Below are 21,954 nucleotides of genomic sequence, written 5' to 3'. Positions count from 1 at the left end.
GGGGCAAGCCCCCTCCCACATTTGGAATGCATTGTCTCTAGGGTTTGCGCCACACGCTGGCCAACCACGGCTGCTGCTCGCGCGGTAACCCGGCGGGCCGATAGTAGTGCTCCAGCTCCACAAACCCGGCCGTTGTCAGCAGCGCCTGCCACGCCGCAAGATCGTGGTAAGAGCCATACCGCGGCCCATTCCAGCCTTCGCTGTTATCACCCCGTGGGTTGGAGCTGAACAGCACGCCGCCAGGCTTCAACGCGCCATGCAGTTGCTGGAGCACACGCGGCAGTTCCTGCTTGGGAATATGGAACAGCACCGCGTTGGCGAAGATCCCGTCGAAGCGTTCGGCCGGCAACTCCAGCTTCAGGAAATCTTGCTGGTAAACCTCGCAACCGCTGTCTTCGCGCGCCATCTGCGCAAAGCGCTCGGAGCCGTCCAGGCCCACGGCGATGTGGCCCATGCGCGTGAAGGTCTGCAGGTCCCGCCCCGGCCCGCAGCCGAAATCCAGCACGGTAAACGGCGGCGTGCCCTGGAGATGCCGCAGCAGCGCATCGATGTTCTGGCTCACATCGTGATCGCGTGTGCCTTCGCGAAAGTCCTCGGCCACTTTGTTGTAGTGGCCAAGGGTGGTGGAGGTGATCTGGTGGAGGTCATCGGGCTTGAGGGTCATGACGGGCAATACCGAATACGGAGATGGCCCGACTATACCTTGAGCAGGCTTGCCCCGCGCCGGTTGCGTGGCAACCCTCGGGGCTCAGCGCTTGTTCAGCACCCGCGCCAGGCGATCACCGCCCAGTTGAATCACCGCCACCAGCGCCACCAGCAGCACGATCACCGTGAGCATGATCTGCGTATCAAAGCGCTGATAGCCATAGCGATAGGCAATGTCGCCCAAGCCACCGGCGCCAATTGCCCCGGCCATGGCCGAGGAGTTGATCATGGTCACCAACGTGATGGTGAACCCGCCGACAATCCCCGGCAGCGCTTCAGGCAGCAACACATGCCAGATGATGTGCCAGCGCCGGCAACCCATGGCCTGCGCGGCTTCGATCAGGCCGTGGTCGACCTCGCGCAGGCTCACCTCGGCAATGCGCGCGAAAAACGGCGTAGCGGCGATGGTCAGCGGTACAACCGCCGCCCACACGCCATAGGTGGTGCCGACGATCAGGCGGGTGAACGGGATCAGCGCCACCATCAGGATCAAGAACGGGATGGAGCGGAACAGATTGACGAACGCGCCCAGCGCGCGGTTCAACGCCGGTGCCTGGTAGATGCCGCCCTTGTCGCTGGTGACCAGGAACACCGCCAGTGGAATCCCCACCAGCAACGCGATCAACGACGACACACCGACCATCAACAAGGTGTCGATGGCGCCCTGTACCAAACGATCAAACCACATAGCCCAGCACCTCCACCTGTTGTGCCCAGTTCGCGGCGCGTGTGCGCAGCTCGCCGGCGGTGTGACTCGAGCCACTCACCGCCAGCAGCAACTGCCCCAGTGCATGCCCCTGGATACGTTCCACGCCGCCTTGCAGTAAACGCACGCGCCCGCCGAGGGCGCTGAACAGCGCGGCCAGGTCCGGCTCATCGCGGCTGCTGCCGGTGAGCTGCAAGCGCAACACCACGGCCGCGTCAGGCGACGGCGCAGCGGCGTGCAACCGGCTTTGCAGCTCTTGCGGCAGCCCGTGTTGCAGTGGTGCCAGCAGGGTTTTACTGACTTCATGTCGGGGGTTGCCGAACACTTCCCACACCGGGCCTTGCTCGACGATGCGCCCGTGCTCCAGCACCACCACGCGGTCGCAGATGTCGCGGATCACCGCCATCTCATGGGTGATCAGCACGATGGTCAGGCCCAGGCGCCGGTTGATCTCGCGCAGCAGGCCGAGAATCGACTGGGTGGTTTCCGGGTCCAGCGCCGAGGTGGCTTCGTCGCACAGCAGAATCTCAGGGTCGTGCACCAGCGCGCGGGCGATGCCCACCCGCTGTTTTTGCCCGCCGGACAGCTGCGCCGGGTAAGCCGTGTGTTTGTCCTGCAAGCCCACCAGCTCCAACAGCTCGCGCACTTTTTGCTCGCGCTGGGGCTTGGGTACGCCGGCGACCTTGAGCGGCAGTTCGACGTTCTGCCATACCGTCTTGGCCGACATCAGGTTGAAGTGCTGGAAGATCATGCCGATACGCCGACGCAGCGCCACCAGGTGGTCTTCGTCGAAGTCGCCGATGTCCACCTGATCGATCAGCACCCGCCCGCTGCTGGGTTGCTCCAGGCGGTTGATGGTGCGGATCAGCGAGGACTTGCCGGCGCCGCTGCGGCCGATGATGCCGAACACCTCGCCGCGCTGGATCGCCAGGTCGATGCCTTGCAGGGCATGCACCTGGCCGTCATAGGTCTTGCCCAGGTTGATAAAGCGCACATGGGCGCGGTTCAGGTCCGGGTGCAGTTCAGTCTGTTCGGCGTCCCTGGGCGCTGTGCCCAGGTCGCGCAGTTGGGCGTTGGCGGCGCTCATTTTTTAGCTTCCCAACCGACCTGGTAGAGCTTGCCCAGGGATTTATCCAGCGCTGCGCGTACCACCGGCGAATGCTGGTAGATGTCGACGAACTTGATCACGCGCGGGTCGGTTTTGCTCTTGGGCTGAATCACGAACTGAATCACGTACTCCGGGTGGTCGAGGCCGTCGAACAGCAGCGCCGATTCCGCGTCGAAGGTCTTGGACAGGCGGATATACGCTGGGTAGCCCTGCACCAGGTCGGCGTCGTCATAGGCGCGCACCAGTTGCACGGCTTCCACTTGCAGGATCTTGATCTTTTTCGGGTTGGCCACGATGTCTTCTTCGGTGGCTTTGTAGCCCACGCCCGGCTTGAGCGTGATCAGCCCCGCCTTGGCCAGCAGTTGCAGGCCGCGACCGCTGTTGATCGGGTCGTTGGCGATGGCCACGCTGGCGCCTTCGGGCAGGTCGTTGAAGCTTTTGTACTGCTTGGAATACAGCCCGACGTTGTTGATGATGCCCGGCGCGTACGGCACCAGATCAAACCCGGCGGCGGCCTTGGCGTTTTCCAGGAAGGGTATGTGCTGGAAATAGTTCACGTCGATATCGCCGGCCGCGAGGCTGACGTTGGGTGCGATCCAGTCGGTGAATTCCACCAACTCGACCTTGAGGCCTTGCTTGCCGGCTTCTTCTACGGCGGCCTCCAGCGGAATCGCGAAGGCGGCGGTGGTACCGACCTTGAGCGGCGCGTCGGCGGCGAACACGGCCGAGCTGAGCAGGCCGAAGGCCAGGGCCAGTGCTTTGACTGGGTTATTGAGGTATGTCTTTTTCATAGTGGGTTTCCAGTCATGAGGTATTAGGACAAACAATGCAGTTCCAGTGTGGGAGGGGGCTTGCTCCCACATTTTTTGATCAGTGTCGGTAGGTGGAGCCGGTGTGTTGTTCGGGTAGTCGCGCCGTGCCGTGGAAGACTTTTTCGCGCAGCGTTCCCTGCGCATATTCGGTCTTGTACGACCCTCGCCGCTGCAACTCCGGCACCACCAGGTCGATAAAGTCCACGTAGCTTTCCGGCGTGACGATGCGCGTCAGGTTGAAGCCATCCAGGCCGGTTTCGCTGATCCAGGACTCCAACTCATCCGCCACCTGTTCGGGCGAGCCCACCAGGGTGATATAGCGTCCGCCCAGGGCGTGCTGTTCGAGCAATTTGCGCCGGGTCCAGTCGTTGTTCTGCAGGTTCTTGGTGGCCGACTGGATGGCATTGCTCTTGACGTACTGGATCGGTTCGTCCAGCGCGTATTGGGCAAAATCAATCGCGGTGGACGCGGAAAAATGCGCCACCCCGGCTTCGGCACTGGCGTAGCTCAGGTACTCGGCGTGCTTGGCCCAGGCCAGTGCCTCGGTGGCGGCGACGATGACGTTAAGGCCCATGAACACCTTGATGTCGTCCGGGTTGCGCCCGGCCTCGACCGCGCTGGCGCGCACCTTGTCCACCTGCACTTTGGTCGCGGCCTTGTTCTGCCCGCTGATGAACACGCACTCGGCATGCCGCCCGGCGAACAGCAAACCGCGCTCCGAACTGCCGGCCTGAAACAGCACCGGCGTACGCTGCGGCGACGGCTCGCACAGGTGATAACCCTGCACCTGATAGAACTCGCCGTGATGCTGCACCTTGTGCACCTTGCCCGGCTGCGCGTAGACCCGTTGCGCCGGGTCGTTGATGACGGCGTCGTCTTCCCAGCTGCCTTCCCAGAGTTTGTACAACACCTGCAGGTACTCATCGGCCTGATCGTAGCGCCGGTCATGCTCGACCTGCTCGGTAAGGCCCATGGCCTTGGCCGCGCTGTCGAGGTAGCCGGTGACGATGTTCCAGCCCACCCGGCCACGGCTCAGATGATCCAGCGTGGACATGCGCCGGGCGAACAGGTACGGCGGCTCGTAGGTGAGGTTGGCGGTGAGGCCGAAACCGAGGTTTCGGGTGACGGCGGCCATGGCCGAAACCAGCAGCAACGGGTCGTTGACCGGCAGTTGGATCGACTCCTTGAGCGGCACGTCGATGGCGTTCTGATAGACGTCGTACACGCCGACGATATCGGCGATGAACAAGCCATCGAACAACCCGCGCTCAAGGATTTGCGCCAGTTCGGTCCAGTACTCGATGGTTTTGTACTGGGTGGAGGTGTCCCGTGGGTGGGTCCACATACCGTGGTTGATGTGCCCGATGCAGTTCATGTTGAAGGCATTGAGCAGGATCTTTTTCTTTGCCATCAGATCGTCCCCCGCAGCGGCGGGTTTTCATCGTTGAGGTAGTAATTGCCCACCGCGTGGTATTTCCAGCGCACCGGGTCGTGCAGGGTGTGTACGCGGGCGTTGCGCCAGTGGCGGTCCAGGCCGTGCTCGGCCAGGGTCGCCTGGCTGCCGGCGGGTTCGAACAGAGTGCTGCCGGCGGCCAGGGAAATCTCGGTGCTCAAGGCGCGGGCTTCGGCCACGGCAACCGAGGCGGCGGCGACGGTGTGGGCGTTGCTGTCGGCTTGGGCCTGGTCAACAAACTCACCGGCGCGCTCCAGCAAGGCTTCGGCGGCGTGCAGGCGAATGCTCAGGTGGCCGAAGCTCTTGAGCGTCAGCGGATCTTCGGTGGCCTTGTCGCTGCCGGCATCGATCCACGGGCGGGTTTTGGTGCGCACAAAGTGCAGCGCATCTTCAAACGCGGCGCGGGCGATACCGGTGTCGATGGCGGCATGGAGGATCTGCGCCAGCGGCCCGACGGTGGTCGGGCGTTCAAAGGCGCTCTGGAAGGGGATCACGTCGTGGGCGGCGACCCACACGTTGTCGAACACCACCGAGCCGCTGCCGGTGGTGCGCTGGCCGAAGCCGCTCCAGTCGTCGATCACTTCCAGGCCGGTACTGTCGCGGGGCACAAAGGCCAGTTGCTGCACGCCGTGTTCATCCACCACCGAGGTCGGAATGCGTTGCGCGTAGATCGCCCCGGTTGAATAGAACTTGCGACCGGTGATGCGAAAGCCGTCGCCGTCGCGGGTGATGCGCGTGACGCGGTCGTGAGCGGTCTTGGTGCCCAGTTCCGCAAGGGCATTGCCAAAGCGCCGGCCGGCGAGTACCTCGGCGTACAGGCGCTGTTGCTGCGCCGGGCTGCCGTTCACGCGCAGCACTTCTAGGGCATAGAAATGGTTTTGCGGGATCTGCCCCAACGAGGCGTCGGCCTGGGCGATCAGCGCGATGACCTTGGCCAGCGTGACGTTGGACACGCCGGCGCCGCCGTGTTGTTTTGGCACGCTGATGCCCCACAGGCCGGAGCGGGAAAACGCATCTAGCTCCGGCCAGGGCAGGCGGCGTTCGCGGTCGCGCTGGGCGCTGTCGCGGCGCAGGTCTTCGGCGAGATCGCTGGCGACAATAAGGGCTTGTTCGTCGCTGGTGATAACCGCGACGTTTGCAGAGAAAGTCATAGGTGTTCTCCAGAATCTCGTGGAAAAGTGTTCTGGTCGGTCAGATCCAGGAGTGGCGAGCCGGCAACGTGCCGTTCAACCGATAGGCGCCGATCGCGTGATACTTCCAGCGCACCGGGTCGTGCAGCGTGTGTACCCGCGCATTGCGCCAGTGACGGTCGAGGTTGAATTCGGCGAGGGTGGCGCGGCTGCCGGCCAGTTCGAAGAGCTTTTCGCTGACCAGCAACGAGACCTCGGTGGTGAGCACCTTGGCCTCGGCCACGGCGATGGACGCGCGGGCGGCCGACTGCGCGGTGATCGGCGCGGCGCTGACCTGGTCCAGTACCTGACCGGCCTTGCGCAGCAGCGCTTGGGCGGCGTGCAGTTCGATGGTCAGCTTGCCGATGTCGGCGATCACATACAGGTCATCGCTGGCGCGTTCGACCTTGGCGTCGACCCATGGGCGCGAGCGTTCACGCACGAAGGCGAGGGTGTCGTCGAGGGCGCCACGGGCGATACCTGCGTCGATGGCGGCCTGGATCAATTGGGACACCGCGCCCTGGATGTTCGGGCTTTGGCCGATGCGCCAGTTGTCGACCACCAGTTCGGCGCTCACCGGCACCTGGTCCAACATTACGGTGCCGCTGGCGGTGGTGCGTTGGCCGAAGCCGGACCAGTCATCCACGATGCGCAGCCCTGGGGTGCCACGGCGTACAAAGGCCATGACCTGCCGGCCGTCATCGTTCAGCGCCTTGATCGCCACCCAATGGGCAAACAGTGCGCCGGTGGAGTAGAACTTCTGGCCGCTGACCACATGACCGTCGCCCTTGGCGGTGATGCGCGCCTTGAGTTCCAGGGTGTTTTTGGTGCCGCGCTCGGGGCCGCCGTTGCCGATGCGCCAGCCGTCGAGCACGCTCTGAAACAGCTGCTTTTTCTGGCGCTCGGTGGCTGCGCCCTGCAACAGGTGCAGGATGCCGAAATGGTTCTGCGGGATCTGCCCGAGGGCCGGGTCTGCCGCGCTGATGATCGCGAACACCTCGGCCAGGGTCACGAAAGACACCTGCGGGCCGCCGTACTCGCGGGGAATGGAAATACTGCCCAGCCCGCTGCGGGTGAACTGTTCGACCTGCGCCCACGGCAATTGGCGTTGCTGGTCGCGCTGGGCGGCCTGCACACGTGCAGCCTGGGCCAGCGCATGGGCTGCGTCGAGCGCCTCTGCATCGTTGCGCAGCACGGCGGCCGGCAACAGCAGGGGCGCGATATCCAGATCATTCCGGGGGGGTGTTAGAGCCAAGTTAGACATCAGCGCCGCTCCTTGGCTGCACGTAATGCCCTGGCGTTATGCACCGGGGTAATCCTGACCATACCGACCTCGCATTCAATGAAATAAAAACAGAAAAATCAGAGATGTCCGGTGGTCCGGTGCATATACCCTAAGCTTGTTAAATATTTAAATAAACTAACTTTTGGGAATATGCATAGAAGAGCCGTTACCCTGGTTCGCACGGCGAGCCGAGGGGCCGTGGTTGATAGGTCAATGCCGTCTTGGCGGTGGGGGGGGTGGTGCAGGCGGCGATACGTAACGTGCGTGCCGGCGCCCAGCGTGAATTATTGCCGACGCGATCCAGAATGCAGTACGTGACCTCGACGCGGCTGTCGTCCCCGCCTTCGACAATCACCGCCGACGGCACCCAGACCTGCACCGGCAGGCCCACCGTCTTCGCCTGGATCCGCGGCAGGTCCAGGCGCACATCGCCCCAGCGCAGGGTGATGGCATCGCCGCTGCTCATGTTCAGGTAGGGCTCGATGGTCAGTGGGATTCCACGCCGCGCCTGGCGCTCGTTGACGCCGTAACGGCGGATGGTCTCGGGCAGGCCGACCGGTGCAAGGTTCTGGTTTTCATCGCTGTACAGCGCCATCGGCTGGCCGCCTGGGAAGTTGGTCTTGACCCGTACCGTGGTCACTGCCGAACGCGACGGGCCGTGACCGATCCGCATGACCTGGTAGCGAACCTGTGCCAGGCCGTCCAGCACAAAGCTTTGCGGAACCCGCAGGTGGGTGGGTGCGCCGACCTTGCCCGCGCTCACCCGTCGTGAGGCGGCGAAGCAGTTGTTCCAGAACAGCTCGATCAGGTCGCCTTCGTCCATGCCGGGGTAAGGGGCGATGTCCACCAGCAGCTGTGCGGCCGCCAGTGCGTTGATGCCTTGTCGACTAGCTTGGGGCAGGATTGGGGCGGTGAGTATTGCCTCGGTTGCAGTGCGCGTCATAAGTCATCTCCTTGATGCAGCCAGCAGCAATCGTTCCGGCCCGTGGGCGCGGGTGCGCCGGGAGCTGGAAGGAACGATTTCAGTGAGTAGCCGGGATAGGATCCAATCCTCTGGGCGCTAGATAAGAGGGTTTGCCGCAAGGCGTCAATGGCGGCAAAGGGCTAAACGGCGGGTCGGAGAAGATTCAGAAGGGTCTGACTGGGAGGGGGATTTTAAGACGGTGCTGGCGGTGTGTTTTACCTGAGGGTTCGCCGCATGCCTGTAGGCCCTGTGACAAGGGAGCAAGCTCCCTTGTCACAGGCCGGTGTGCTGCCTGGTTGCAACGGTATCAGTGAGCCAGGAATTTGCTCAGGAACTGTCGGGTGCGTTCTTCCCTGGGGTTGGCGAACAACGCCTTGGCATCGCCCTGTTCGACGATCACGCCCTTATCGAAAAAGATCACCCGGTTGGCCACGTCGCGGGCAAAGCTCATTTCGTGGGTGACGATGACCATGGTGCGATTCTCTTCGGCCAGGCTGCGGATGGTCGCCAGCACTTCGCCGACGAGCTCCGGGTCCAGCGCCGAGGTGGGCTCATCGAACAGAATCACCTCAGGCTCCATGGCCAGCGCCCGGGCAATCGCCACACGCTGTTGCTGGCCGCCGGACAGGCGCCGTGGGTAGGCGTCTTCCTTGCCTGCCAGGCCGACCCTGGCCAGCAGCTTGCGTCCCAGGGCGATAGCGTCTTGGCGTGGCATCTTCTTGACCACGGTGGGCCCTTCGATGACGTTTTCCAGCGCGGTGCGGTGCGGGAACAGGTTGAAGTTCTGGAACACAAAACCCACGTGCTGGCGCAAGCGCCGCACCAGGCTTTGTTGTTGGTTGAGCGGTTTGCTGCCGTCGATCTGGATGTCGCCCACCTTGATGCGACCGCTGGTGGGTTCTTCGAGGAAGTTCAGGCAGCGCAGGAAGGTGGTCTTGCCGGAACCGCTGGGGCCGATGATGGCGACGACTTCGCCTGCCTTGACCTCAAGATCGATACCGTTGAGCACCACCTGACCGCTGAATTGTTTGGTCAGCTTTTCCACCACGATCATGCTTCAGGACTCCAGGTCATGCCGGTTGACCCGGTCTTCCAGACGATTTTGAAAATGCGCCAGGATGCTCGCCAGCACCCAGTAGATCAGGGCTGCGGACAGATACATGGTGAAAATTTCGAAGGTGCGCGCCGACACCAGTTGCGCCTGGCGAAACAGCTCGGGCACCTGGATGGTCGCGGCCAGCGCCGTGTCCTTGACCAGCGAAATAAAGCTGTTGCCCAACGGTGGTAGGGCGGTGCGCATGGCCTGCGGCAGGATGGCCCGGCGCAGGGTCTGCGCGCGGGTCATGCCGATACTGGCCGCGGCTTCCCACTGGCCACGCTCGATGGAGGCGATGGCGGCCCGCAGGATTTCACAGGCGTAAGCGGCCATGTTCAGCGAAAAACCGATCATGGCAGCCGGAATCGGATCCAGCTCGATGCCCACTTGCGGCAAGCCGTAGTAGATCAAAAACAGCTGTACCAGCAAGGGCGTGCCGCGAAAGAACGACACGTAGACCCGGGCGGGCAAGCGCAGCAGCTTGAAGCGCGACAGACGCATCAAGGCCAGGCCGAAGCCCAGCAGCAAGCCGAAAAACATCCCGCCAAGGCTAAGAATCACCGTGTAATACGCGCCCTTGAGCAAAAAGGGCGCGGAGTCCAGCGCGAGTTGGAAACCTGCTTCCATTATTGAGTGACGTCAGCGTTGAAGTACTTCTCGGAGAGCTTCTTCAAGGTGCCATCGGCGCGCAGCTTGTCGAGGGCCTTGTTCACCGCGTCCAGCAGTTCAGGCTCGCCTTTGCGCAGGGCGATACCGGATTCCTGACGCGAGAAGGCGTCGCCGGCGGCGGCCGTGTCTGGGGCTTTCTTGGCGTATTCCAGGGCGGCCAGGCGGTCGATCAGGATGGCGTCAATGCGGCCGATGCGCAGGTCCTGAAATTTGGTCGGGTCGTCGTTGTAGGTCTTGATGATGGCTTTGGGTTGGTTGTCCTTGAGCCATTGTTCATAGTTGGTGCCCAGGCCTACGCCGACTTTCTTGCCGGCCAGATCGTTGGCAGTCTTGATCGTGTCGACGTTTTTCTTCAGCACCAGCGCCTGGATGCCGGAAACGGTATAGGGCTTGGAGAAGTCGTACTTCTTCTTACGCTCTTCAGAGATGGTGACTTGGTTGACCACCGCGTCCAGGCGCTTGGACTCCAGGGCAGCGAGGATGCCGTCCCATGGCGTGGCCTGCAGCTTGACCTTCACACCCAGCTCTTTGGCCAGGGCTTCGGACAGCTCCACTTCGAAACCGCTGAGCTTGCCGCTTTCATCGACGAAGCTGAACGGTGGGTAGGTGCCTTCCAGGCCAATCTTGATCTCGCCGGCCTTTTTGATAGTGGCCAGTTGTTCGCCGGCAACCGCTTGGCCCAGCCAACCGGCGCCCAGCGCCAGACCCAAAGTGCCAACCAGCAACGTGCGACGGAATACAGAAATAGTCATGAGAGCCCCTGTGTTTTTTATGTTGAGCGAAGCAGGTGACGCAGTAGGTCGTATCCTGCCTTAAAGCGCGAAGCGCGTCTTGGCCTTCGGCGCGATGATAAAGGCGGTTTTTAAGACTTGAAAATAATATAAATCTTAATTCATATTCCATTTCTGAATATGTGTTGGGTCTAATGTGGGAGGGGGCTTGCCCCCTCCCACATTCAGCCCGCGTTTATTCAGTTGAAAACTGAGTTGTACGCAAACAACGCCGGCGCCCCGCCGGTGTGCAGGAAAATGATCGGCCCGTCTTCAAACCGCTGACGCCCGATGCCATCGAGCAGACCGGCCATGGCCTTGCCCGTATAGACCGGGTCCAACAGCAGACCTTCCTGGCTGGCCAAAAGTTTGATCGCGGCCAGGGTGCCGGCATTCGGCTCGCCGTAGCGGGGCCCGAAGTATTCGTCCCACAGAATCACCTTGAACGCGTCGGGGATGCCCACGCCGAGCAACTCGGCCGTGCGCTCGGCCAGGCCCTGCACTTTCGGGCGCTGGGCTTCGTCGGTGCGCGACACGGTGATGCCCACCACCGGCAGGTTCGGCAGCGCTTCGCTCAACGCCAATGCCAGGCCGCTGTGGGTGCCGGCGCTGCCGGAGGCCAACACCACGGCAGCGAATTCCAGGCCGCTGTCTTCGATCTGTGCGGCCAGTTCCAGGCCCGCGCGCACGTAACCCAGGGCGCCGAGCGCATTGGAGCCGCCGATGGGCACCAGGTACGGCTTCTTGCCGTTGCTGCGCAGGCGGTCGGCGAGGGCATTGAGCTGGTCGTCGACGTTGTCGAGGTTCTCTACCAGTTCGACCTTGGCGTCGAACAGTTCCAGCAGCAGGCGGTTGCCATTGCCGAGGTAGTTGGGGTCTTCGGTAGCGGTAGGGTTTTCCAGCAGGGCGGCGCAGCCCAGGCCGAGCCTGGCGGCCAGCGCGGCGGTTTGGCGTACGTGGTTGGACTGGATGGCGCCGGCGGTCACCAAGGTATCGGCGCCCTGGGCGATGGCGTCGGCCGCCAGGTATTCGAGTTTGCGCAGTTTGTTGCCGCCCATGGCCAGTGGCGTGGTGTCATCGCGCTTGACGTAGATGTCCCGGCCCAGCCAGGTCGACAGCCGTTCGAGTTTTTCCAGGGCAGTGACGCCGCCCAGCAGGTCCAGACGGTTAAAGCGGTCGAGCTGTTGCTTGATCATGGCTACGCACGGTTGCTGAAGGGATGAAGCGACTATAGGCAGGCACTTTTCATCGGGCAACCGTCAATCGCTTATGTCCAATAGTTCTTAGCATCGCACCATTGGTTCTTAAGGGCGGCCCGGTTGGATACCGTAAAGTGACGGCCATTACGTCAGGAGTGAATACCGTGAGTGAGCGTTCCAGCCATTGGCAATTACAGACCATCGTCAGCCAACTGCGCGGCGCCCGCGACCAATGGCGAACGCGCAACGGCCGGTTGAGCGGCGAGCATGGTGGCCGCGAATTGCCTTCGCGCGAGGCGGTGGCGCAGATCCTTGAAGCGCTGTGCGGGGCGCTGTTCCCGATGCGCCTGGGGCCGGCGGATTTACGCGAAGAGAGCGAAGACTTTTACGTCGGTCACACCCTCGACGTGGCACTCAACGCCTTGCTCGCCCAGGCGCGCCTGGAGCTGCGTTATGCCGCGCGCCAGGGTGGCCAGGATGACAGCCGGCTCGATGCCCATGCCATTCGCCTGATCCAGGATTTCGCGCTGGCCTTGCCTTCGTTGCGCAGCCTGCTGGACACCGATGTGCTGGCCGCGTACCACGGCGACCCCGCTGCGCGTAGCGTGGATGAAGTGCTGCTGTGCTACCCGGGGATCCTGGCGGTGATTCACCATCGCCTGGCCCACCACCTGTACCGCGCCGGCTTGCCGCTGCTGGCGCGGATCATCGCGGAAATCGCCCACTCGGCCACCGGCATCGATATCCACCCCGGCGCGCAGATCGGCCCGAGCTTCTTCATCGACCACGGCACGGGCGTGGTGATCGGCGAGACCGCGATCATCGGCGAGCGGGTGCGTATCTACCAGGCCGTGACATTGGGCGCCAAACGCTTCCCGGCGGACGAGGATGGGCAATTGCAGAAAGGTCATCCGCGCCACCCTATCGTCGAGGATGACGTGGTGATCTATGCCGGGGCGACGATCCTGGGGCGCATCACCATCGGCAAGGGCTCGACCATTGGCGGCAATGTGTGGCTGACCCGCAGCGTACCGGCCGAGGCGAACATCACGCAGGCGAACTTGCAGCATGACGATGGCGCGCAGAAGTAAAGAACCGGCATGAATCCCCTGTGGGAGGGGCAAGCCCCCTACCACTTTTGATTGCATTCCAGATTTTTACCGGATTTCTCCCTGCAATCGCTGAACGATTGGCTCCCGCCACCCGTCATACCAAACCTTGAGCTGGTGTAGGAAGTATCTGCCGCTCAGCCCTGCGATTAGTCCCAGACCGCCTTTTCATGTTTAACTTGAACGCTTGTTCAAGTTAAACCCGGTGGTTCGCTGCCCGCTCACAACAGGAGGCTTACCTTTGCTGAGTCCGTTTTTTACAGCCACATTCCCAACCCTCGGGGTGCATCGTTCATGAGTGCATCGTCCACCCCAGCCAGCGGCATGGTGCGCATGAATGCGCCGGTTTTCTACTTTGCCGCTACCTTCATTTTGCTGTTCGGCATCACGGTCATCGCTATCCCGCAACAGGCCGGTGCCTGGTTGCTGGCGGCGCAAAACTGGGCGGCCAATACGGTCGGCTGGTACTACATGCTGGCGATGACCCTGTATCTGGTCTTCGTGGTGGTCACCGCGTTATCGGGCTACGGCAAGATAAAACTCGGTGCCGACCACGACGAGCCCGAATTCAGTTACTTGTCCTGGGCCGGCATGCTGTTCGCCGCCGGCATCAGCATCACGCTGTTTTTCTTCTGCGTGTCCGAGCCGCTGACGCACCTGGTGCAACCGCCCCAGGGCGCGCCAATGAACGCTGACGCCGCGCGCCAGGCCATGCAGGTGCTGTTTCTGCACTGGGGCCTGCACGGCTGGGGCGTGTTTGCGTTCGTCGGCATGGCCCTGGCGTATTTCGCCTACCGGCATAACCTGCCGCTGGCGTTGCGCTCGGCGCTGTACCCGCTGATCGGCAAGCGCATCAACGGCCCCATTGGTTATGCGGTGGATGGCTTCGGCATCATTGCCACGGTATTCGGCCTGGGCGCCGACATGGGCTTTGGTGTGTTGCACCTCAACTCGGGTCTGGACTACCTCTTCGGCATCGCCCACACCCAATGGATCCAGGTCGGCCTGATCACCCTGATGATGGGCGCGGCGATCCTGGTCGCGGTGGCCGGCGTCGACAAGGGCGTGCGGGTGATGTCCGATATCAACATGCTGCTGGCCTGCGCGCTGCTGCTGTTCGTGTTGTTCGCCGGGCCTACCCAGCACTTGCTCAATACCCTGATCCAGAACATCGGCGACTACCTTGGCGCCTTGCCGACCAAGAGCTTCGACGTGTACGCCTACGACAAACCCAGCGACTGGCTGGGCGGTTGGACGGTGTTCTATTGGGCCTGGTGGATCGCATGGTCGCCGTTCGTGGGCCTGTTTATCGCACGCATTTCCCGTGGCCGTACCATCCGTGAATTCGTGTTCGGCGTACTCCTGATCCCGCTGGGTTTCACCCTGGCGTGGATGTCGATCTTCGGCAACAGCGCCATCGACCAGGTACTCAACCACGGCATGGCGGCGCTCGGTCAGTCGGCCATCGATGATCCGTCGATGAGCCTCTACCTGCTGCTGGAAACCTACCCGTGGAGCAAAACCGTCATTGCGGTGACGGTGTTTATCAGCTTCGTATTCTTCGTCACCTCGGCGGACTCGGGCACCGTTGTGCTGTCGACCTTGTCGTCCAAGGGCGGCAACGCCGATGAAGACGGGCCGAAATGGCTGCGCGTGTTCTGGGGCGCAATGACCGCGCTGGTCACCAGTGCCTTGCTGTTTGCCGGCAGTATCGACTCGTTGAAATCGGCGGTGGTGCTGACTTCGTTGCCGTTCTCGCTGATCCTGCTGTTGATGATGTGGGGCCTGCACAAAGCCTTCTATCTCGAGTCGCAAAAGCAGATTGCACAATTGCATTCGCTGGCGCCGATCTCGGCCTCGCGTAAAGGCAGGGGCGGCTGGCGCCAGCGCTTGAGCCAGGCAGTGCACTTCCCGTCGCGCGACGAGGTGTATCGCTTCCTTGACTCGACGGTACGCCCGGCAATTGAAGAAGTGACCGCTGTGTTCGTCGAAAAGGGCCTGAGCGTGGTCGCTCAGCCGGACCCGGCCAACGACAGCGTCAGCCTGGAAATCGGCCATGGCGAGGAGCACCCGTTCATCTACCAGGTGCAGATGCGCGGCTATTTCACACCGTCGTTCGCCCGTGGCGGCATGGGTTCCAAAGAGATCAACAACCGCCGCTATTACCGCGCGGAAGTGCACCTGAGCGAGGGCAGCCAGGACTACGACCTGGTCGGCTATACCAAGGAACAGATCATTAACGACATCCTCGATCAGTACGAGCGGCACCTGCAGTTCCTGCACTTGGTGCGCTGAAAACGGCCTGTGGATGTGCGTCAAACCGTTCCTCTCTTGTAGCGCTTTGCTGTAAAAGGATGAGGCAGACTTAAGCGATTCAGCGGCTTAAAAGGCTCGGGAATAACGTTATTCCCGGGCCTTGTTTGCCCCAAGCCCAGAGAGGATTCGATGACGTACATTGCAGCCGAAAACCGCTATGAATCTATCCCGTATCGCCGCGTAGGCCGCAGTGGACTGGTGCTACCCGCACTGTCCCTGGGGCTGTGGCACAACTTTGGCGACAGCACCCCGATCGACACCCAGCGCGCCCTGCTGCGCACCGCCTTCGACCTGGGGATCAACCACTTCGACCTGGCCAACAACTATGGCCCGCCCTATGGCAGCGCCGAGATCAATTTCGGCCGGCTGCTGCGCGAAGACTTCAAGCACTACCGCGATGAATTGATCATCTCCAGCAAAGCCGGTTGGGACATGTGGCCAGGCCCTTATGGCCAGGGCGGTGGCTCGCGCAAATACGTATTGGCCAGCCTCGACCAGAGCCTGCAGCGAATGGGCGTCGACTATGTGGATATTTTCTACTCCCACCGTTTTGACGCCGACACGCCCCTGGAAGAAACCGCCAGCGCCCTTGCCATTGCCGTACAACAGGGCAAGGCGTTGTACATCGGTATCTCTTCGTATTCCGGTGTAAAAACCCGTGAAATGGCGGCGCTGCTCAAAGAGTGGAAAGTGCCGTTGCTGATCCACCAACCGGCCTACAACCTGCTCAACCGCTGGGTGGAAAAAGACCTGCTGGACACCACCGAAGAACTCGGTGCCGGGGTGATCGCTTTCACGCCGCTGGCCCAGGGGTTGTTGACCGACAAATACCTCAACGGCGTGCCCGCTGACGCGCGGGTCAATCGCCCGGGTGGCGGTTCTTTGCAGGCCGGGCATCTGTCCGAAGCCAACATCGCCCATGTGCGTGCGCTGAATGAAATTGCCCAGCGCCGTGGCCAGAGCCTGGCGCAACTGGCGTTGGCCTGGACCCTGCGCGACCCACGGGTAACCAGTGCGCTGATCGGCGCGAGCCGGCCGGAGCAGATTATCGAGAACGTCGGTGCGTTGAAGAACTTGAGCTTCACTGCCGAGGAGTTGGCAGAGATCGACCGGTTTGCGCAGGAAGGCGGGATTAACCTTTGGGAAAAACCATCCACGGCTGAATAGCCTGATACCACTGGGTCAAAAGTGCGGGAGGGGCTTGCCCCTCCCACCGTTGATTTTCGGTGTGACGACTAGAACGGTGCGTCGCCCAATATCGTCGCCCGATGCATCACCCGCCGCTGCGGCCGGTAGTCATCCACCGCGTAATGCTGGGTCGCGCGGTTATCCCAGAACGCCACGTCATTCTCCTGCCAGCGCCAACGGATGGTGAACTCCGGCCGCGTCGCGTGGGCGAACAGCAGCTTGAGAATCGCCTCGCTCTCGGCCGGTTCCAGTTCGTTGATCCTGGTGGTGAAGCCCTCGTTGATAAACAGCGACTTGCGCCCGCTGACCGGATGCGTGCGCACTACTGGGTGCGACAACGGTGGGTTTTTGCGGCGGGTTTCTTCCCAGCGCACCACGTCTTCGGCCGTGTTGCCGAAGCGCTCCAGAGGAAAGGACTTGGTGAAGTCGTGGGTAGCGGTGAGGCCGTTGAGCAGCGCCTTGAGCGGCTCGGACAACGCCGCATAGGCCGCAAACCCACTGGCCCACAAGGTGTCGCCGCCAAACGCTGGCAGCAGCTTGGCACTGAGCACCGCGCCGAGCGCCGGGGTCGGCAGGAAGGTCACATCGGTATGCCACACGGCATTGTCGCGCACGTCAGTGACGGCCGTGTCGAGGACCAGCACTTCGGGCTGTTCCGCCACGTTGGGGTAGATCGGGTGAATGTGCAGGTCGCCGAAATGCGCGGCGAATCGCGCCTGTTGCTGCGGCGTGATGGCTTGGTCGCGAAAGAACAGCACCGAGTGGCTGAGCAACGCGTGTTCGATGGCGTCGCGATGTTCGGCACTCAGCGGCTGGGTGATATTGACGCCGCTGATCTGGGCGCCCAGGGCGATGCTCAATGGGGTAACGGTCAGGCCGGTCATAGGTTCACCACTCAATGTGCCTGGCCATGCCAGGGCACCAGTTTGCGCTGCAGGGCGCGCAGGCTCATTTCCATCGCGAAGGCAATCAGGGCGATGACCAGGATCCCCAGCACCACCACGTCGGTGACCAGGAACTGCGCCGCCGACTGCACCATGAAACCCAGGCCGCTGGTGGCGGCGATCAGCTCGGCAGCCACCAAGGTCGACCAGCCCACGCCCAGGCCGATGCGCACACCGGTGAGGATGTCGGGCAGGGCGCTGGGCAGGATCACGTGGCGAATCAACTGGGCACGGCTCGCGCCCAGCGATTGCGCCGCGCGCAGTTTGGCCGGGTCGACAGTGCGCACGCCCGTCGCGGTCGCGATGGCGATTGGTGCAAAGATCGCCAGGTAAATCAGCAGCACCTTGGACAGCTCGCCGATGCCGCACCAGATCACGATCAACGGCAAGTAAGCCAGGGGCGGTATCGGCCGGTAGAACTCGATCAACGGATCAAGAATGCCGCGCGCAATGCGATTGGAACCGATGGCGATCCCCACCGGAACGGCGGTGAGCACTGCAAAGCCCAAACCCAGGCCGATACGGTTGAGGCTTGCGCCCAGGTGCTGCCACAAGGTGGCGTCCATATAACCGGTGGTCGCCAGCAGCCAGCCTTTTTGCAGCACCGCAGACGGTGGTGGCAGGAACAGCGGTTCGATCAAACCAGTGGCGGTGACGGCCCACCAAAGCGTCAGCAATGCCGCCAGGGTCAGCACGCTGACCCAGCGGGTACTCAGGTTGCGACGCACCGCGATCGCCATGTGCGCCGGCGGCTTGGCGACAGTGGCGGGGAGTTCATAGCTGCTCATGCGGATACCTGCCGTTGCGAAAATACTCTGCCCAGCACGTGCTCGCGGGTTTCGATAAAACGCGGGTCGGACTTGATCGCCCGTGCCGATTCGCCGGCCGCGTAGCGTTGGCCGAAGTCCAGTTGCAGGCGCTCGACGACCTGACCGGGGTTGGGCGCCAGCAGGATCAGATCGGTGGCCAGAAACACCGCCTCTTCGATGTCATGGGTAATCAGGAACACCGGCTTGGCCGTGCGCCGCCAGACTTGCAGCAGCAGCTCCTGCATCTGTTCGCGGGTGAACGCATCGAGGGCGCCGAAGGGTTCGTCCATCAGCAGCACGCGCGGGTCGGCCGCCAAGGCGCGGGCCAGGCCGACACGTTGTTTCTGGCCACCGGAAAGCTGCCAGATACGGCGGTTGTCGAAGCCGGCCAGGTCCACCAGGGCGAGCATTTCTCGCGCACGCGCTTCACGCTGCGCCTTGGCTACACCGGCCAACTCCAGGCCGAAACCGACGTTGGCCAGCACGTCCTGCCAGGGCAGCAACGCGTCGTCCTGGAACACCACGCCACGTTCGGCGCTCGGGCCTTTGACCGGTACGCCATCAAGGGTGATGCGCCCGGCGCAGGGTTCGACAAAACCGGCAATCAGGTTCAACAGCGAGGTCTTGCCACTGCCGGAAGGGCCCAGGGCGACCAGCAATTGCTGGGGCCCAAGCTCAAGTGAAATATCTGCCAGTACCGGTTCCGGGGCGCCTGGGTACTGTGCGCTGATGCGCTCCAGTTGTAGCAAGGCCATCGCGACGAACTCCTTGAATCAGTTGGTGATGAACTTGGCGTTGATGTAAGGGGCGTAGTCCGGCAGCACGGCGTCGACTTTGCCTAGTTCCTTGAGGAATGCGGCGGTATCGGTCACGGCCTTGGTGGTCGGTGCGCCGAGCAAGGTCACTTGGTCCGCGGCCAGCGGGTAGACGTTGCCTTGCAGCAGCAACGGAATGTCGCTGGCCTTGGCACCGGAGAGCTTTACCAGTTTGTCGACGTTGCTTTTGTCGGCGAGCCAGGCTTGTGGGTCTTTGCGGTATTGGGCGTAGGCGTCCAGCGTGACTTTGGCGAAGGCAGTGACGATTTCCGGGTGCTTCTCGGCGAAATCCTTGCGCACGATCCACGCGTCGAACGTCGGTGCGCCGAACTTGGCCAGTTCGCCGGAGGTGATCAACACTTTGCCGTTTTCCTTGGCCACGCCCAGGGCTGGGTCCCACACATAGGTGGCGTCGATATCACCGCGCTTCCAGGCGGCGATGATCGCCGGAGGCGCGAGGTTGAGAATCGTGACTTTCGACGGGTCGATGTTCCAGTGCTTCAACGCGGCCAGCAGGCTGTAGTGGCCGGTGGATACGAACGGCACGGCGACCTTTTTGCCGATCAGGTCCTGTGGGCTGTTGATGCCGGAACCGTCGCGCGCTACCAAGGCCTCGGCACCGCCGATCTGGGTGGCGACCAGAAAGGTCTGCACCGGCACTTTGCGGGTGATCGCGGCGGTCAGCGGGCTGGAGCCGAGATAGCCGATCTGTACGTCGCCCGAGGCGATGGCGGCAATGATGTCGGCACCGTTGTCGAATTTGCGCCAGTCTATTTTGGCGTGGGTGGCTTTTTCATAGGCGCCATCGGCCTGGGCGACCTTGGCGGGGTCTACGGTGGTCTGGTAGGCGATGGTCACATCCGCCGCCTGGGCAAACAGGCTGGCACCGGCCAGGGACAATGCGGCCAGAAGGCGCAGAGGGGTCAGCAGTTTCAAGGGTAAGCTCCTCAATCAGGCGGCCGAGGGTCGGCATGTGAGGAGACTAAATGATCTAAGAATCCGAAAATAAATAACTTTTTCGAATTAGCTTATGGGCGAAAGGTTGAAGCAATCTTCCTGCAAGTGAAGGGCAACTGTGGGAGGGGGCTTGCTCCCGATAGCAGGGTGTCAGTCGGTATAGGCATCAACTGACCCGCCGCCATCGGGAGCAAGCCCCCTCCCACCGGGAACCGCGTAGGTCCTTAGTTGCTGATGGCGAGGATGCTTGCCTGGTACGAACCGACGAACACATCGAAATCGCCCACTTCGTTTTGCTCCAGCTCTGCCTGCTGCGCCAGCGACGTGCGGGCCAGCTCTTCAAAACGTGCCTGCTCTTCGGGCGCGAGCGGTTCCTTGCGGAAATACTCGGCGTGCAGCTGGCTCTGATGCAGCGAGAACTGCGCGAAACTTTCTTTGCGTTCGGCCATCGCCGCCAGCACCTTGGCCGACGGCGTCAGGGACGGGTCCTGAACCTTCGCCAGTTGAGCGTCCAGCGCCTCGCTGTGTTCAGTGATGCCATGGCTCTGATCGAGCAGAGCGGCCAGCGGGGCGATCTTCTCCAACAGCTCGGCCGCCCACTCTTTCATGTCCACTGGCTGGCCGTCACGCTGCAATTGCAGGCCCGGACGCCGACCTTCCTTGACCACGCTGAGGAAGTTGGAGGTGGCGTTGCCGCACTCGTTGTTGGCGAACAGTGGGCTGTCGTTCAGCGCGCAATACAGCAGGAACGCATCGAGGAAGCGCGACTCCGGCAGGTCGATGCCCATCGGCAGGAACGGGTTGATGTCCAGGCAGCGTACTTCGATGTACTGGATGCCACGGGCCATCAGCGCCTGGATCGGGCGCTCGCCGGTGTAGGTCACGCGCTTGGGGCGGATGTTGGAGTAGTACTCGTTTTCGATCTGCAGGATGTTGGTGTTGAGCTGCACCCACTCACCGTCCTTGTGCGTGCCGACTTCAACGTACGGCGCGTACGGTGTTGCTACCGCTTCGCGCAGGCTATCGGTGTAGCTCGCCAAGTCGTTGTAGCACGGCGTCAGGCCGGCTTGGGCGTTGCTCTGGTAACCCAGGTCGCTCATGCGCAGGCTCGTGGCATACGGCAGGTACAGGGTGTCGGCGTCGAGCACTTCCAACTGGTGCGAGCGACCGCGCAGGAAGCCCGCGTCCAAGGCCGGCGAGGCACCGAACAGGTACATCAGCAGCCAGCTGTAGCGGCGGAAGTTGCGGATCAGCGCGATGTAGGCCGTGGACTGGTAATCGCGGTCGGTGCCGACAAAACCTTCAGTCTCCTTGAGCAACGGCCACAGCTGTTCCGGCAGGGAAAAGTTGTAGTGGATGCCGGCGATGCACTGCATGGTCTTGCCGTAACGCAGGGCCAGGCCCTTGCGATACACGTACTTGAGCTGGCCGATATTGGAGGTGCCGTAGTAGGCAATCGGAATATCTTCCTCGGCCGGCAACGGGCACGGCATCGAGGGGCTCCACAGGTATTCGCTGCCGAGCTTGGTGTAGGCGAAGCGGTGGATCTTGTCCAGGCTGCTCAGGGTATCGGCCGGGTTGGGCAGGGCCGGGGTGATGAACTCCAGCAGCGATTCCGAGTAGTCGGTGGTGATCAATTCGTTGGTCAACGCGGCGCCCAGGGCTTCGGGGTGCGGCGTTTGTGCCAGGCGACCCTCACCGGTAACGCGCAGGCATTCACGCTCGATGCCGTGCAGGCATTGCTCTAGCAGGGAGAGGTGTTCGCGCTTGCCGAGCAGGGCCAGGCGGCGGTTGAGAAGTTCGCTCAAGTTGGATTCCTTCACGCGTCAGTCGCCCCAATATGGGGGTGGGCAGGACGGTCTACAAGGGTGAAGTTAAAA

General features: G+C 62.4%; 20 protein-coding genes. 3 read left to right on the top strand and 17 right to left on the bottom strand.

The window, feature by feature from the left end:
* Nucleotides 1–37: 37 nt before the first annotated feature.
* From AB4N98_RS11450 to AB4N98_RS11395, 12 genes are all read right to left on the bottom strand, one after another.
* The gene (locus tag AB4N98_RS11450) at nt 38–664 is read right to left on the bottom strand and encodes a class I SAM-dependent methyltransferase (RefSeq protein WP_017526073.1); all 627 of its coding nucleotides are present in this window, start codon (nt 662–664) and stop codon (nt 38–40) included.
* 84 nt (nt 665–748) lie between these two features.
* Nucleotides 749–1,393, bottom strand: a complete 645-nt coding sequence (locus AB4N98_RS11445; protein WP_017526072.1) for a methionine ABC transporter permease — start codon at nt 1,391–1,393, stop codon at nt 749–751.
* Complete coding sequence (locus AB4N98_RS11440; protein ID WP_017526071.1) at nt 1,383–2,498, bottom strand: methionine ABC transporter ATP-binding protein; 1,116 nt, start codon at nt 2,496–2,498, stop codon at nt 1,383–1,385. The genes AB4N98_RS11445 and AB4N98_RS11440 overlap by 11 nt, the downstream gene beginning before the upstream one ends.
* Entirely contained in the window at nt 2,495–3,310 is an 816-nt protein-coding gene (locus tag AB4N98_RS11435) for a MetQ/NlpA family ABC transporter substrate-binding protein (RefSeq protein ID WP_017526070.1), read from the bottom strand. The genes AB4N98_RS11440 and AB4N98_RS11435 overlap by 4 nt, the downstream gene beginning before the upstream one ends.
* Before the next feature lie 79 nt (nt 3,311–3,389).
* Nucleotides 3,390–4,742, bottom strand: a complete 1,353-nt coding sequence (locus tag AB4N98_RS11430) for an LLM class flavin-dependent oxidoreductase (RefSeq protein ID WP_065876625.1) — start codon at nt 4,740–4,742, stop codon at nt 3,390–3,392.
* Nucleotides 4,742–5,935, bottom strand: a complete 1,194-nt coding sequence (locus AB4N98_RS11425) for an SfnB family sulfur acquisition oxidoreductase (protein WP_460149457.1) — start codon at nt 5,933–5,935, stop codon at nt 4,742–4,744. Before AB4N98_RS11425 ends, AB4N98_RS11430 begins: the two co-directional genes overlap by 1 nt.
* A gap of 40 nt (nt 5,936–5,975) precedes the next feature.
* Nucleotides 5,976–7,217, bottom strand: a complete 1,242-nt coding sequence (locus AB4N98_RS11420) for an SfnB family sulfur acquisition oxidoreductase (protein WP_217855615.1) — start codon at nt 7,215–7,217, stop codon at nt 5,976–5,978.
* Nucleotides 7,218–7,404: 187 nt separating this feature from the next.
* Nucleotides 7,405–8,181 (bottom strand): hypothetical protein, encoded by a 777-nt coding sequence (locus AB4N98_RS11415; protein ID WP_026067123.1) that lies wholly within the window; start codon nt 8,179–8,181, stop codon nt 7,405–7,407.
* A 328-nt stretch (nt 8,182–8,509) separates the two neighbouring features.
* The gene (tcyN, locus tag AB4N98_RS11410; RefSeq protein ID WP_460149456.1) at nt 8,510–9,256 is read right to left on the bottom strand and encodes an L-cystine ABC transporter ATP-binding protein TcyN; all 747 of its coding nucleotides are present in this window, start codon (nt 9,254–9,256) and stop codon (nt 8,510–8,512) included.
* Nucleotides 9,257–9,259: 3 nt separating this feature from the next.
* Nucleotides 9,260–9,925 carry a cystine ABC transporter permease gene (gene tcyL / locus AB4N98_RS11405; RefSeq protein WP_017526065.1) on the bottom strand — a complete coding sequence of 222 codons (666 nt, stop codon included), beginning with the start codon at nt 9,923–9,925 and terminating at the stop codon, nt 9,260–9,262.
* Nucleotides 9,925–10,719 (bottom strand): cystine ABC transporter substrate-binding protein, encoded by a 795-nt coding sequence (tcyJ, locus tag AB4N98_RS11400; protein WP_017526064.1) that lies wholly within the window; start codon nt 10,717–10,719, stop codon nt 9,925–9,927. The genes tcyL and tcyJ overlap by 1 nt, the downstream gene beginning before the upstream one ends.
* 218 nt (nt 10,720–10,937) lie before the next feature.
* The gene (locus AB4N98_RS11395) at nt 10,938–11,933 is read right to left on the bottom strand and encodes a D-cysteine desulfhydrase (protein WP_065876628.1); all 996 of its coding nucleotides are present in this window, start codon (nt 11,931–11,933) and stop codon (nt 10,938–10,940) included.
* 167 nt (nt 11,934–12,100) lie between these two features.
* Here AB4N98_RS11395 and epsC point away from each other — a divergent pair, with 167 nt between their 5' ends.
* From epsC to mgrA, 3 genes are all read left to right on the top strand, one after another.
* Nucleotides 12,101–13,027, top strand: coding sequence for a serine O-acetyltransferase EpsC (gene epsC, locus AB4N98_RS11390; protein WP_017526062.1), 927 nt, complete (start codon nt 12,101–12,103; stop codon nt 13,025–13,027).
* 351 nt (nt 13,028–13,378) lie between these two features.
* Entirely contained in the window at nt 13,379–15,340 is a 1,962-nt protein-coding gene (gene betT / locus AB4N98_RS11385) for a choline transporter BetT (RefSeq protein WP_175404166.1), read from the top strand.
* Nucleotides 15,341–15,490: 150 nt separating this feature from the next.
* Nucleotides 15,491–16,528, top strand: coding sequence for an L-glyceraldehyde 3-phosphate reductase (gene mgrA / locus AB4N98_RS11380; protein ID WP_068936904.1), 1,038 nt, complete (start codon nt 15,491–15,493; stop codon nt 16,526–16,528).
* Between the two features lie 68 nt (nt 16,529–16,596).
* Here mgrA and tauD read toward each other — a convergent pair whose 3' ends face one another.
* The 5 genes from tauD to gshA all read right to left on the bottom strand — a co-directional run bounded on the left by tauD (nt 16,597) and on the right by gshA (nt 21,882).
* Nucleotides 16,597–17,433, bottom strand: a complete 837-nt coding sequence (gene tauD, locus AB4N98_RS11375; RefSeq protein ID WP_065876630.1) for a taurine dioxygenase — start codon at nt 17,431–17,433, stop codon at nt 16,597–16,599.
* An 11-nt stretch (nt 17,434–17,444) separates the two neighbouring features.
* Nucleotides 17,445–18,281 (bottom strand): taurine ABC transporter permease TauC, encoded by an 837-nt coding sequence (tauC, locus tag AB4N98_RS11370; RefSeq protein WP_017526058.1) that lies wholly within the window; start codon nt 18,279–18,281, stop codon nt 17,445–17,447.
* Complete coding sequence (gene tauB / locus AB4N98_RS11365) at nt 18,278–19,057, bottom strand: taurine ABC transporter ATP-binding subunit (RefSeq protein WP_017526057.1); 780 nt, start codon at nt 19,055–19,057, stop codon at nt 18,278–18,280. The genes tauC and tauB overlap by 4 nt, the downstream gene beginning before the upstream one ends.
* A gap of 18 nt (nt 19,058–19,075) precedes the next feature.
* Nucleotides 19,076–20,053 (bottom strand): taurine ABC transporter substrate-binding protein, encoded by a 978-nt coding sequence (gene tauA / locus AB4N98_RS11360; protein ID WP_460149455.1) that lies wholly within the window; start codon nt 20,051–20,053, stop codon nt 19,076–19,078.
* Between the two features lie 245 nt (nt 20,054–20,298).
* On the bottom strand, nt 20,299–21,882 hold the full coding sequence (gene gshA, locus AB4N98_RS11355; protein WP_017526055.1) for a glutamate--cysteine ligase: 1,584 nt from the start codon (nt 21,880–21,882) through the stop codon (nt 20,299–20,301).
* Nucleotides 21,883–21,954: the final 72 nt, after the last annotated feature.

The organism is Pseudomonas sp. S3_E10, from assembly GCF_054667615.1.
Note: the sequence above shows the minus strand (reverse complement) of the source record. Positions and strands in the feature narration are given on the sequence as shown.